General features: G+C 73.5%; 9 protein-coding genes. 2 read left to right on the top strand and 7 right to left on the bottom strand.

Features of this window, described 5'->3' with window-relative positions:
* The first annotated feature begins 551 nt into the window (after positions 1–551).
* Entirely contained in the window at positions 552–4,277 is a 3,726-nt protein-coding gene (locus ACFYXE_RS13690; protein WP_389312084.1) for a S8 family serine peptidase, read from the top strand.
* A 68-nt stretch (positions 4,278–4,345) separates the two neighbouring features.
* Here ACFYXE_RS13690 and ACFYXE_RS13685 read toward each other — a convergent pair whose 3' ends face one another.
* Positions 4,346–5,989 carry a caspase domain-containing protein gene (locus ACFYXE_RS13685; RefSeq protein WP_389312082.1) on the bottom strand — a complete coding sequence of 548 codons (1,644 nt, stop codon included), beginning with the start codon at positions 5,987–5,989 and terminating at the stop codon, positions 4,346–4,348.
* An 86-nt stretch (positions 5,990–6,075) separates the two neighbouring features.
* Between ACFYXE_RS13685 and ACFYXE_RS13680 the strand changes: the two genes are divergently transcribed.
* The gene (locus ACFYXE_RS13680; protein ID WP_389312080.1) at positions 6,076–6,477 is read left to right on the top strand and encodes a hypothetical protein; all 402 of its coding nucleotides are present in this window, start codon (positions 6,076–6,078) and stop codon (positions 6,475–6,477) included.
* Positions 6,478–6,582: 105 nt separating this feature from the next.
* On the opposite strand, the gene ACFYXE_RS13675 is transcribed toward ACFYXE_RS13680, so the two are convergent.
* The 6 genes from ACFYXE_RS13675 to ACFYXE_RS13650 form a co-directional block, all read right to left on the bottom strand.
* The gene (locus ACFYXE_RS13675; RefSeq protein ID WP_389312078.1) at positions 6,583–8,106 is read right to left on the bottom strand and encodes an acyl-CoA synthetase; all 1,524 of its coding nucleotides are present in this window, start codon (positions 8,104–8,106) and stop codon (positions 6,583–6,585) included.
* Between the two features lie 519 nt (positions 8,107–8,625).
* A complete protein-coding gene (locus ACFYXE_RS13670) occupies positions 8,626–9,696 on the bottom strand; it encodes a YeiH family protein (protein WP_389312076.1) in 1,071 nt (356 codons plus the stop codon).
* A complete protein-coding gene (locus tag ACFYXE_RS13665; RefSeq protein WP_361176688.1) occupies positions 9,696–10,265 on the bottom strand; it encodes a cysteine dioxygenase family protein in 570 nt (189 codons plus the stop codon). Before ACFYXE_RS13665 ends, ACFYXE_RS13670 begins: the two co-directional genes overlap by 1 nt.
* 143 nt (positions 10,266–10,408) lie before the next feature.
* Entirely contained in the window at positions 10,409–11,314 is a 906-nt protein-coding gene (locus tag ACFYXE_RS13660; protein ID WP_361176686.1) for a LysR family transcriptional regulator, read from the bottom strand.
* Between the two features lie 103 nt (positions 11,315–11,417).
* On the bottom strand, positions 11,418–12,023 hold the full coding sequence (locus tag ACFYXE_RS13655) for a hypothetical protein (RefSeq protein WP_361176684.1): 606 nt from the start codon (positions 12,021–12,023) through the stop codon (positions 11,418–11,420).
* Positions 12,004–12,807 carry an FkbM family methyltransferase gene (locus ACFYXE_RS13650; protein ID WP_389312073.1) on the bottom strand — a complete coding sequence of 268 codons (804 nt, stop codon included), beginning with the start codon at positions 12,805–12,807 and terminating at the stop codon, positions 12,004–12,006. The genes ACFYXE_RS13655 and ACFYXE_RS13650 overlap by 20 nt, the downstream gene beginning before the upstream one ends.
* Between the last annotated feature and the right edge of the window lie 5 nt (positions 12,808–12,812).

The raw sequence follows: 12,812 nt of genomic DNA, 5'->3' as shown, positions 1-12,812 counted from the left end.
GGGGTGCCGCCGCACGGGTGGTGTTCGCGCCGGTGCGGGCAGCGCGGTGGTTCCGTGCCGGACACAGGTGGTTTCCAGTGGACCCGGAGGGCCCGCCACCCAAAAGGCGCGTACCGGCCGATCTGACGCGTTTTCATATGCCGTACGAGCCGACGTCCGCCCCGGCGCACGCGTGCCGGGGCGCACGTCATCGGTCCCGCCTGCGGGCCTGCCGGGGGGAGAGGGAGGGAGGGTGCCGGTGAATGCGCGCCCGGAACCGGCGACGTGCCGGGTGCCGACCACCTGCCGGGTGCCGATCACGTGCCGGCGTCATGCCGAGCGTCGGCGTCGTGCAGGAATCCGCCGCCCCGGCGCATGCCGGGGGCCGGGCGTCAGGCTGCGGTCAGGGCGGGCGCCGAGCGCGTCGCTCCCGCGGGCGGCCCCCTGGCGGGTAGATGCCCTGGCGGCTTCCCGCCAGCACCCGTCAACTCCCCTGCAACAAAAGGACCCTGACACTCTTCGCAGCACTCGGGCACCACCCCCGCCCGGGTCCGACGAAGAGAGGCAGCCCCATGACCAGAGCCCCCGCGCGGCGAAGAGCCGCGCTCGTGGCCGCCGCCGGTCTCGCGTTCGCCCTGCTTCCCGCCGGGCAGGGCGCCGTCGCCGAAAGCGCCGCGGACGCCGCCCCCGCCGCATCGGCCGCCCCCGCCGCGCGCTCGGCCGACACCGGCACCGTCACCGGCACGGACACCGTCACCGGCACGGACACCGTCACCCTGATCACCGGCGACCGGGTCACCGTCACCCGGCTCCCCGGCGGCCGCCAGACCGTCACCGTGGACCGGCCCGCCGGGGCGGGCGGCGCGGTGCGCACGCAGCGCTCGGGCGGACACGTCACCGTCGTACCGGACGAGGCACGGCCGTATCTGCGCTCCGGCGTCCTGGACGAGCGGCTCTTCGACGTGACCGGGCTGATCCGGCAGGGGCTCGGGGAGCGGGGGAGCGCGGCGCGGTCCGGGCTGCCCCTCATCGTCACCTACGGCAAGAAGGCGGCCCGCGACGCCCGCGAACTGCCGCGCGGGGTCGAGGAGGTGCGCGCGCTGGGCAGCGTCGACGGCGTCGCCGTGGCGGCCGAGCGGCCCGCCGCCCTGTGGCGTGCGGTGCGGGGCGGGGCGTCCGGCATCGCGAAGGTGTGGCTCGACGGCCGCGTCGAGGCGGATCTCGCGCGCAGCAACGAGCAGATCGGCACCCCGAAGGCCTGGGAGGCGGGGCTCACCGGCAAGGGCGTGAAGGTCGCCGTCCTCGACACCGGCGTCGACGCGGACCACCCGGACCTCAAGGGGCGGGTCGCCGCGAGCAAGAGCTTCATCGCGGGCGAGGACGTCGCCGACCGCAACGGCCACGGCACCCATGTCGCCTCGACGGTGGGCGGCAGCGGCGCCGCCTCCGAGGGGAACAAGGAGAAGGGCGTCGCCCCCGGCGCCTCGCTCGCCGTCGGCAAGGTGCTGAGCGACGAGGGCTTCGGCAGCGAGTCGGAGATCATCGCGGGCATGGAGTGGGCGGCGAGGGACGTCGACGCCAAGGTCGTCTCGATGAGCCTGGGTTCGCAGGAGGCGTCCGACGGCACCGACCCGATGGCGGCCGCCGTGAACTCCCTCTCGAAGGAGACCGGCGCCCTCTTCGTCGTCGCGGCGGGCAACACCGGCGCGCCCTCCTCCATCGGCTCGCCCGGCGCCGCCGACGCCGCCCTGACCATCGGCGCCGTCGACGCGGCCGACGAGGCCGCGTACTTCACCAGCCAGGGCCCCCGCGCCGGGGACCACGGGCTCAAGCCCGACCTGTCCGCGCCCGGCGTCGACATCCTCGCGGCCCGCTCCCAACTCGTGGACGGCGAAGGCTTCTACACCGGGATGAGCGGTACGTCGATGGCGACCCCGCACGTCGCGGGCGTCGCCGCCCTGCTCGCCGAAGCGCACCCGGACTGGACCGGCGCGCGGCTCAAGGACGCCCTGATGTCCAGCTCGAAGCAACTGGACTCCTCCGTCTACGAGCTGGGTGCGGGCCGGGTCAGCGTGCCCGACGCCGTCGACGCGCGGGTCACCGCGACCGGCAGCGTCGACCTCGGCTTCCACGGCTGGCCCTACGAGGACGACAAGCCGGTCACCAAGCAGCTGACGTACACCAACTCCGCCGCTCAACCCGTCGAGTTGACCCTCGCCGCGCGGGGCGCCGCGGGCGGCGTCGTCAGGCTCGCCGACACCACGCTCACCGTCCCCGCGCGCGGCACCGCCTCGACCACCGTCACCGGGGACGCGGCGAAGGCGTCCGTCGGCAACACCAGTGGCGCGGTCGTCGCCAGCGCGGGCGGCAAGACGGTCGCGCACACCGCCTTCGGCCTGGTCAAGGAGGAGGAGCGGTACACGCTCACGGTCCATGTGAAGGACCGGGACGGCGCCGCGTCCCCGGCGGACCTCGTGGTGCAGCGACTGGCCCGGGGCACCGAGCCGTTCCCGGCCGCCGTCGGCGACTCCGGCACCCTGCGACTGCGCCTGGCCCCGGGCACGTACGCCCTGTCGACCTTCCTCGACGTGCGCGGCGCGCGCGGCAAGGACTCGCTGGGCCTCGGCTTCCTCGCCGACCCGCAGATCCGCCTCGACCGCGACCGCGAGATCACCCTGGACGGGCGCAGGCTGCGTGAGATCAGGGCCGAGGTGGACCGTCGCACCGAGACGCGTCAGCTCCTCATGGAGTACGACCGCGCGGCGGGCGGCGCCGATCTGATGGGCGCCGCCCAGGTGCCCGTGAAGTACGACAGCATCTTCGCGGCGCCCACCGCGAAGGTGACCGAGGGCACCTTCGAGTACCGGACCGTCTGGCGCCTCGGCAAGCCGCTCGTGGCCGTGCGGGGCCTGCGCGAGGCCGTCGCCCAGCCCGGCGGCACCCTCGCCGAGGGGGACCGGACGTGGGCGCTGGCCGACGCGGGGGACGGCACTCCGGCCGCGTACGAGGGCCGGGACGTGCGCGGCAAGGCCGTCGTCGTGCGCCGCACGGAGGCGGTCACTCCGGAGCAGCTCGGGCAGGCCGCGCAGGACGCGGGGGTCGCGGCCCTGTTCGTGACGGACGACCGGCCGGGGCGGCTCAACGCCTGGTTCGGCACGGACGGCAACGCCGACCGGCCGCTGCAGATCGCCACGGTCGACGCGGCGGACGGCGCCCGGCTCATCGCGGCGGCGGGGGCGGGCAGGCGGGTCGAGAGCACCGGCACGCTCCGCACGCCCTACGTGTACGACCTCTCCGAAGGGCACCGGGGGGCCGTCCCCGGCGACCTCGTCTACCGTCCCGGCAAGCGCGAACTCGCCGTCGTCGCATCCGCGTTCCACGCGGTGAAGCCGGCCGCGGGCGGCGAGTTCCGCTACTCGGTCACCGACGCCTTCCCGGTCGGCATCGGCTTCCAGGAGCAGATCGACTTCCCGGCCGAGCGCACCGAGTACGTCTCCACCGGCCGCGGCCAGCTGTGGCACGAGTCGGTGTCCACCGGCCCCGGCGCGCTGGAGGAGCGCAGCGGCCTGGTCTCCTACCCGGGCGGCAGGCGCACCGGCCTCGACTGGTTCAAGCCGGTCCTGCACCCCTGGCTCGGCACCGGCCTCGGCTGGGGCCAGACCCGCAGGGGCAACGACCTGGAGTTCAACGTCCCGGGCTGGGGCGACTCGGGCCCCGACCACACCGGCTTCGGCGACGTGTGGAACGAGGACTCGATGACGCAGGTCAGCGAGGTCTTCGTGGACGGCGTGAGCGCCGACCGGCGCAAGAGCTCGGGCGTCTACGTGTGGGACGCGGGCCCCGCCGAACACACGTACAAGGTCGTGACGGACACGACGCTGGACGCGCGGCGGTGGCGGCTCGGCACCAGGGGCCATGCCGAATGGACCTTCAGGTCGAAGGAGACCCCGGCGGACCGGAAGACCTACCTGCCCCTGCTGAACCTCGGCTTCGACGTGGACACCTCCCTCGCGGGCGAGGTGCGCGGCGGCCGGACCCTGCCGGTCGGGATCTTCGCCGCGTACGTGAAGGGCGCCCCGGACACGGGCACCATCGGCGGCGGCAAGCTCTCCGTCTCCTTCGACGAGGGCACGACATGGCAGGACGTGCGCCTGACCCGGGACGGCAGAAAGGCGTCCTGGCAGGGCAAGGTGAAGGTCCCCCGCACCGCGGACTCCCTCTCCCTGCGGGCCTCGGCCGACGACGACCGGGGCGGACTCGTCTCGCAGGAGGTCATACGGGGGGTGGGGGTGCGGTAGCCCCGTGGGACGGCCGGCCCGGCCGACGCCCGGGCCGGCCTCCGGCGAATGACGTCAGCGGCAGGCGCTCACGATCGGCGCCGCAGCCTGGGGAAGGACGTACGCGTCTGCCGCTCGAACCCCTCCTGTACCGCTCGCCACCGCCGCTGGACCAGGGATGCCGACCCTTCGGCGGGCCTGACCCCGTGCCCGAATGCCGCGCTCAGGAGGACCAGCGCGGTGCCGTACAGGCTCACGCTCGGCAGGAAACCGTGGATGAGGTAGGTCGTCCCCACCGAGGCCAGGCCCGCCGTGGCGGCTCCGACGAAGAACTGCTCCGGAGCGCCGAAGAACCACATGACCACCAGGGCGGCACAGATGATGGCCAGGAACACGGGGATCACGTCGAATGCGTAGTAGCCCCCGTTCTCGTCCGGAACGACGACACCGGCGAATGCGACGACCGCCCCCGCGAGAAGGGGTGAGTCGTGCCGTTTCTCCGACAGGGCCGCTATGCAGAGGAACATCATCGAGCTCTGCAGCAGACCCTGCTCCGGGGAATTCAGTCCCAGCTGGACCACGGAGTAGAACCAGAGGGCACCCAGTGCCAGACCGTTCAGGAAACGGAGATTCCGCGCGCGGCGGGACCAGTTCGAATCGGGTGGTGCCAAGGGGCCGGGGAGGCAGCTCAGTGCGGATACCGCTGCCAGAATTCCGCAGAGCAGGAAGAAGAGCTCCGTATCCCTGGAGTATGCGGCAGAGAAGCCTTCGGCCACGTGGTCCATCCACGCCCGCCAGGCATAGAAGGAGATCAGCCCCAACAAGCCGCTGGAGAGAAGGAAGACGCGCCAGGCCGCCAGATCCCCGACCGAGGGGTCGGCGCGTCGCGCACCCGCACCGGCGAATCCCATGCCGCGCAACCAGGCCGGAGGACCGGCAGGCGCCGCCTGTTCCCACGGCCCGGCCTGCGGTGGCGCGACACCGGGCGCCGCCGTGGCTTCCTCGCCCTGGCGTGACCGGCCGAACCGTTTCGCGATCGTCGCGTCCCCCGCCCCGTTGACGCGGCGTTGGGGGCTCGGAAGCTCCTTCGGCAGCGCCTTGACGGCGTAGTCGTACACGTCGTCCACGGAGAGCGTCACCTCGCCGGAGTGCCGCGGCTCGGCGTTGCGCAGCGCCTCCACCAAGGCGTGGGTGAACGGACTGGGGCTGCCGGCCCTCTCCGCGTCCGCCGCTCTCTGAGCGGCGCCGGACGCCGTCATGACGAAGCGGCCCTTGCCTGCGAGAGGGGCCGGGGAGATCTGCGGCGGGTCCCCCTTGAAGGCACCGGCATGGCAGCAGTCCAGGATGACGATGATGCTCTGGGCGCAACTCGTCTCCATATAGCTCTTGAGCTCATTGCCGGACACGGAGGTCGAGGCCAGCAGGACGATGTCGGTGTCCCGCGTGCAGAGATGGAGGTTGGGTCTTCCCGGCTTGCCGTGACCGCTGTAGTAGAAAAGCAGTACGTCGTCCGGTTCGCATTCCTGAAAGAACCGGTTGGCCGTGCGCAGCACTTCGTCCTTCTCGCGCTCGAAGAGAACCTCTACGTTCTCCGGCGCGAAGAGGCCGCCCCGTTCGCTGTCGGTCAGAGCGGACCACAAGGCCAGGCCGTCCTGCACCGGTCCCAGCAACTGCGGCAGGTGCGACGGTGCCAACGGATAGACCGAGTTGCAGATCAGCAGAGCCCGATACATCACACCCCCCACGGCCTATGATCGGCGTCAGGTTACTCGCTTCGCCAGGGGGACGAGGGACATCCATGCAGAGAACGGAAGTTGCTGTGCAGCTCGACGTGGCGGGCGTCGATGCCGACCACCCGCTGGCGCAGCACGCGTACGAGGAGTTCCGGGAAGAGGCCGACGCGGTGGCGGGCCTGATCACCGAAGAACGCGCCACCCCGGTCGCCGGACAGAAAGGCGCATGGACCGAACTCGTCCTCGCCTTCGGCTCACTTGGCGCCGGGCACGGCGTGGTCAACCTGATCCGCCTCTGGCTCGAGCGTGATCAGAAGCGCTCCGTGGAGGTGACCGTCACGAAGCCGGGGGAGGAGCCCTTCACCGTCCGTGGCTCCGGCGAGAAGGTCTCGCTCGGCCTCCTGGAACAGGCGGTGAAGGCCGCCGTCGAGGGCGCGACCGCCCCGAAGCCCACCACCGAGGACGAGGACGGGCAACCCGCAGACTGAGGCCACGGGCGGCGTCGCCCCCCCCTGCCGTGCGAGGGGGAGGCGACGGCACCTGAATCCCGGCTGCGCAAGACCCGCAGGCCCCAGGCAGGCGCAGGGGACGGCTCACTCGCCCGCGGTCGTCTCCGGCAGGGCTCGTTTCATGATCTTGCCCATGTCGTTGCGGGGGAGGGCCTCCAGGTAGCGGACGATCCGGGGGCGCTTGTGCGGGGCCAGGCGGGTGGCCACGTGGTCCGCCAAGGTCTCGGCCTTCGGGGGGTGGTGGGGGTCGGCGGGGACGATCCACGCCACGACGCGCTCGCCGAGGTCGGGGTCCGGCTCGCCGGTCACCGCCGCTTCCCGCACCCCCTCGTGTTCGAGCAGCGCGTTCTCGATCTCGCCCGCGCCGATCTTGTAACCGCCGCTCTTGATGAGGTCGGTGGCCTTGCGGCCGACGATGCGCACATAGCCGTCGGGGTCGCGCACCGCCACGTCGCCGGTGCGGAACCAGCCGCCGGGCGCGAAGGCGGCGGCCGTCGCGTCCGGGCGGTTCAGGTACTCCGTGAAGAGGTTCGGGCCGCGCACCTGGATCTCGCCGACCGCCTCGGGTCCGTCCGTCGTGATCTCCTCGCCCGTCTCGTCGACCAGGCGCAGCGCCACGCCGGGCAGCGGGACGCCGACCGTGCCCGCGCGGGGCTCCCCGTCGGCCCGCACGCTGGTGTTCATCAGCGTCTCCGTCATGCCGTACCGCTCGATGACCCGGCGCCCCGTGGCGGCCGCGACGCGCTCGTGGTCGTGGACCGGCAGCGCCGCGGAGCCCGACACCAGCAGGCGCGCCCCGGCCAGCGCCTTCGCCAGCTCCGGGGCGTCGGGCAGGGCCTCGGCGATCCGGTGGTACATCGTCGGCACCCCGAACAGCATGGTCGCGCCCGCGCCGAGCTCGCGCGCCACGCCCTCGGTGCTGAACCGGCCGAGGTGGCGCACCGAGCCGCCGCGGCGCAGCGGGCCGAGCGTGCCGAGGATCAGGCCGTGCACGTGGAAGAGCGGCAGGCCGTGCACGAGGACGTCGTCGGCGGTCCACTGCCAGGCATCCTCCAGCGCGTCCAGCGTCGAGGCGATGGCGCGGCGGGGCAGGACGGCGCCCTTGGGCGGGCCCGTGGTGCCGGAGGTGTAGACGATCAGGGCGGCGGACTCGGGGTCCGGCTCGGCGGGGGTGTCCGACGGGCGGTCCGTGCGGCCTTCCCGCGCGTCGAGGTCGTGTGCGTCGAGGTCGTGTACGTCGATGTCGTGTACGCCGATGTCGTGTACGTCGACGTCGTGCCGCGGCACGTCCCGCAGGGCCGGTGGCAGGTGCGTGCCGGGTTCGGCGAGTACCAGCGAGGGGGCGCTGTCGCCGAGGATGTGCGCGAGCTCGGCGTCGCCCGACTTCGGGTTGAGCGGCACCGCGGGCACCCCGGCGAGCAGCGCGGCGACCACGCCGACAGCCGTCTCCAGGGTGGGCGTCGCCCACACGGCCACCCGGCCCGCGTCGCGCAGCCGTACCGCCAACGCGCCCGCCACCGCGGAGAGTTCGGGATAGGTCAGCGAGCGGTCACCGAACCGGAGCGCCTCGCCGCGCGCGTCGTCCAGGGCCGGGAAGAGGGGATCCACGTGTCGTACTCCCTTTGTCGTCTGCTCGGTGCTCACGTGCTCAGGTGCTCACACGTTCACGTGCTCAAGCACTCGGTGCCGGGTGCCCGGTTCCCGCCGGTGCCGTCTCCGCGCCGGCGTGCAAGGAGAGTGTGACACCGGGCGCACGAACGGCGACGCCGCCTCCCGTGGGACCAGGGAGGCGGCGCCGCGACGACTGCGGGGGTGGCGTCAGACCAGCCAGCCCAGGAAGTGGGCGAGACCGGCGACGACGTCAGTGATGAGGTTCATGGTGGTGCTTCTCCTTGTGGGACGTTCAGGATTCTTGCGGACTTTCGGTACCGCCGGGACCCGTGGCTTCGGGCCCGACTCCCCGGCCTCGTGAGGGACATGGACCGGGTGCGCGGTCACGGTCTGCAGCCCGTCGCTCGCGCACCGTAAGCATCGTCAATCACGGGCGCCGCGCGCAATTCCTGCCGGGACGATCACCTGTTCCAGGGAACAACTGCCCGGCCGTTCCCATCCGTTGTTCGTATCCCCTCACGACGTCAGCATCACGCCCGCGTACGAGATGCCGGCGATCACGCCCCACGAGATCAGTCCGAGTGCCGCGACCCGGCCCCCGGTGCGGGTCAGGGACGGCAGGTCGACGGCGCTGCCGAGGCCGAACAGGGCGGCGGCCAGGAGCAGTTCCTGGGCGGTCTGGGCCACGTCCACGGCGGCGCCGGGCAGCAGGCCGGTGGTGCGCAGGGCGACCATGGCGAGGAAGCCGAGGACGAAGAGCGGCACCAGCGGCGGCCGCTTGGTGCCCGCCGCCGATCCGCCCGATGCGCCCGTGCGGCGCCGGGCCCGCACCGAGAGGGCCACCGCCGCGACGAGCGGCGCGAGCAGTGCGACCCGCATCAGCTTGACCAGGACCGCGTCGCCGAGCGCGCCCGCGCCGGCCGTCTGCGCGGTCGCCACGACCTGGCCCACGTCGTGCACGCTCGCCCCGACCCACCGCCCGAACTCCGCGTCGCTGAGCCCCAACGGGTGCTGCAGCAGCGGCAGTACGGCGATGGCGAGGGTGCCGCAGAGGGTGACGAGCGCCACCGAGGTGGCCGTGTCCCGCTCGTCGCTCTCGGACACCTCGCTGACCGCGCCGATCGCGGACGCGCCGCAGATCGAGTAGCCGGTGGCGATCAGCAGCGGCTGGTCGCCGCGCAGCCCCATCCGGCGGCCGAGCCACCAGGTGCCGAGGAAGGTGACCGCGACCACGCACAGCACCATGGCGACCGAGGCCCAGCCGAGGCCGAGCACGTCGTCCAGGCTCAGCTTCAGGCCGAGCAGCACCACGCCGACCCGCATCAGCCGTTTGCCCGCGAAGGTCAGACCGGCCTTGCCGGGACCGCGTACGAAGGACCGGGCGCGGCCCGGCAGATGGGCCGCCACGATGCCGAGGACCACGGCGACGGTCAGCATCGGCACCCCGGGCAGCACCTGGTGCACGCCCAGGGCGACGGCGACGCCCAGCACGGCCAGGGCCAGGCCGGGCACCTTGCCGGGCGGCCGGGCGGACAGCGGTGCGAGCGGGGTCGTACGGGACCGGGCGCGCTCCCCGAGCAGCGCCATTACCGGTCGGCCGGGAGCTCGTACACCCGGCGGACGCTGCTGCCGAGCCGGGCGATGTCCGCGCCGTAGACGTGGATCGATATCGCCTGCGTGCCGCACGCGTTCCACACCCGGTGGATGTCGCCGGGCGGCGCGAAGCCGCAGACCGAGCCCTGCGGGTTGACGACGTCCTCGGTGGCGACGAGACGGGCGGTGCCGCCCGTCTCCGCGGCCGGCACCAGGCGGTAGCGGCGCTCCTGCTCCTCGCCCTCGTGCACGCCCGTCACGCACCACGACACGTGGTCGTGGACGGAGGTCCGCTGCCCCGGCAGCCAGACCAGCGCGACGATCGAGAAGCTGCCGTCCTGCTCGGCGTGCAGGACGTGCTGGCGGTAGCGGTCGGGGTCGCCCGCGCGCTGCTCCTCGGTGAGCAGGTCGGCGGCGCCGAGGTGGGGGGCGAGCCGTTCGCCCACCAGGTAGGCGGTCAGGTCGGGGGGCAGGCCGCGCCCCACGGCCTCGCGCACGTCGGCGACGAGGGTGTCGAGGCGCTCTGTGGTCCGGGCGGGCCGGAACGCGGTCGGAGTGCTCATACCGGCAGCGTCGCGCCGCCCGATCCATCACGTCCAACGACAGTCTTTTGGCCACCCCCCAAATTCCGCTTATGGAAGCGGCGGACGATCAGGGGCGGACGGCCCGGACGGCCCGGACGGGCGGCGGCGGGCCGCCCCGGCGATCAGCAGCCGACGCGGTTCGCCGCCACCGTCTTCAGCTCGTCCAGGACCAGCGCGGTGGCCGGAATGCGCAGATGGTCCTTGAGGACGTACGCCGACACCTGGCGCCGCGACGCCGGGTCGAGCGCGCGGCCCGTCACCTTGCCGTGGCACAGGAAGTTCAGCACGAGCCCCGGCATCATCGCGACGCCGAGGCCCTCGGCGACCAGGCTCTGCACCACCAGGTTGTCGTCGGTGGTGAAGGCGATGTCGGGCGCGAAGCCGAGCTCGGCGCACTCGTGCAGGAAGTTGGCGCGGCAGCGCGGACAGCCCGCGATCCACCGCTCCTCCGCCAGCTCGGCGAGCTTGACCGACCGCTGGCGCGCCATCCGGTGCCCGGTGGGCAGCAGCACCGTCAGCTGGTCCTCCATCAGCGGGATCTCCGCCAGCTCCGCGGGCACCTCGTCGTGCAGGCCGGGATAGGTGAAGGCCAGCGTGATGTCGCACTCGCCGCGCACCACGCGCCGCAGCGACTCGGGCGGCTCGTCCTCCAGGAGCTCGACCCGCACCCCCGGGTGGCCCGAGGCGAGCCGCGCCAGGGCCTCGGGGATGAGGGTGGCGTTGGCGCTGGGGAACGCGCAGACCCGCACCCGGCCCGAGCGCAGCCGCGTGATCGCGTTCATCTGCTGCTGGGCGGCGGAGAGGTCGTCCAGGATGATCCCCGCGTGCCGGGACAGCGCCTCGCCCGCCTCCGTCAGCCGCATGCGGCGGCCGACGCGGGTGAACAGCGGCATGCCGACGGACCGTTCGAGGGCCTTCATCTGCTGGGTGATCGCGGGCTGCGTATAGCCGAGCGACCGGGCGGCCGCCGAGTACGAACCCGCCCGGACCACCTCGTGGAACGTCTTGATGTGCCGTGAATCGAACACCGCCGAATCATAAGCAGATGTTGGAGGGCACGAACAAGGGCGGGGTCCGGCTTTGATCTCCGTGGCAGCGCCGCCACCGCCCCGGCGGCTGCCCGCCGCGCCCTCACGCCTCGGGGAAGCCCACCCGCTGCAGCAGCCCCCAGGTGAATTCCGCCACGCACCGGCGCCGCTCCCCGGCCGCGTCCGGCGCCGTGAACGCCAGGCCCCACCGGGTCGGCGCCGTGCCCTCCAGCGGCCGCGCCGGGGCGAAGGCGCGCGCCGCCTCGTCCACCGTGCACGACCACGGGGTGAGGTCGTCGAGCGTGCGCAACCCGGGCCCCGGCGCCCCGGCGGCCCGCACCAGCCACTCGTTCCACACCGCCCCGTTCGGCGCCCGCAGCACCTCGAAGCGCAGGTCGGGCCAGAGCGGCACCGGCCACAGCAGGGCCTCGCACTCCAGGTCGCCGATCCGCCGGGTGGCCGTGGACTCGGGTGGGCCGAGGACCGAGCGGTAGCGGGCGGCGGCGCCCCGCGACCGCGCGGAGCGGGCCATCGCCTGCCAGCGGCGGTTGGCCTCGCGCATGTCGGCGACGGACACGCCCAGTTCGTGCCGGGCGCGCTCCACCAGGTCGGCGTTGTGGTCGGCCATCCGGCGCAGCAGGACGAGCTGGAAGTCCAGCGGGGTGAAGGGGCCGGAGGCGGCGGAGGGGCTAGCGGGCATGCACCCCATCGTCGCGCACCGCGGGCGCTCCCGGGCGCCGGCCGTCGGGCAGGAAGAGGACCGAGTTGACGTACCGGGGGTGCCGCGGTGTCAGGACCCGGCGCAGCAGGCCCTGGGAGACGACGTACGACGTGCCGGCCTGGTGCTCCTCCAGGTCGAAGGCGGCCAGCGGCACCCAGGTGGAGTGCGGCAGGACCCAGCCGCGGTAGCCGTGCGTGCGGGTCAGCAGCTCCACGATCGGCGCGATCGGCTGGATGCGGGACTCCAGCTCGATGAAGAGCGCGGGCCGGTCGCGGTGCAGGAGCTCCCGCGCGCCGCGCAGGACCTGCAGTTCGTTGCCGTCCACGTCGATCTTGACGAAGTGGACGTCCCGCAGGCCCAGGCCGTCGAGGGTCAGGCACGGCACGTCCACGGCGGTGGCGTGGATGTCGCGGCGTACCAGCGAGGACACGCCCCGCTCGCCGCGGTCGCCGTGCGGCAGCCAGAGCCGGGCGGTGCCGGGGCGGTCGGTCGCCGCCGCCTGGATCACCCGGACGTTGTCGGGCGTGCTGGCGGCGAGCAGCCGGGCCAGGTGCGGCACCGGCTCGACGGTCACCACGCGCCGCGCGCGCGAGGCCAGCCGGCGCGACCAGGGGCCGTACCAGCCGCCGACGTCCACGGCGGTGCCGCAGCCGGGCGGGCAGAGGTCGCCGAGCCTGGCGAGCTCCGGCTCGAAGCGCGGGTAGACGAGCCGGGCCAGGGCGGCGATCAGACGGTCGGGGACGTAGGGCGCCAGGCGCGCGGCGAGCGTCATGCGCG

The organism is Streptomyces sp. NPDC002564 (assembly GCF_042889645.1).
Lineage (GTDB): Bacteria > Actinomycetota > Actinomycetes > Streptomycetales > Streptomycetaceae > Streptomyces.
This window is presented reverse-complemented; position numbering and strand designations above follow the sequence as displayed.

Bases quoted from the DNA above. Each gene is read 5' to 3' on its own strand.
- ACFYXE_RS13690 (WP_389312084.1), top strand. From the start codon at position 552: ATGACCAGAGCCCCCGCGCGGCGAAGAGCCGCGCTCGTGGCCGCCGCC.
- ACFYXE_RS13685 (WP_389312082.1), bottom strand. From the start codon at position 5,989: ATGTATCGGGCTCTGCTGATCTGCAACTCGGTCTATCCGTTGGCACCG.
- ACFYXE_RS13670 (WP_389312076.1), bottom strand. From the start codon at position 9,696: ATGGCGCTGCTCGGGGAGCGCGCCCGGTCCCGTACGACCCCGCTCGCA.
- ACFYXE_RS13665 (WP_361176688.1), bottom strand. From the start codon at position 10,265: ATGAGCACTCCGACCGCGTTCCGGCCCGCCCGGACCACAGAGCGCCTC.
- ACFYXE_RS13655 (WP_361176684.1), bottom strand. From the start codon at position 12,023: ATGGGGTGCATGCCCGCTAGCCCCTCCGCCGCCTCCGGCCCCTTCACC.
- ACFYXE_RS13650 (WP_389312073.1), bottom strand. From the start codon at position 12,807: ATGACGCTCGCCGCGCGCCTGGCGCCCTACGTCCCCGACCGTCTGATC.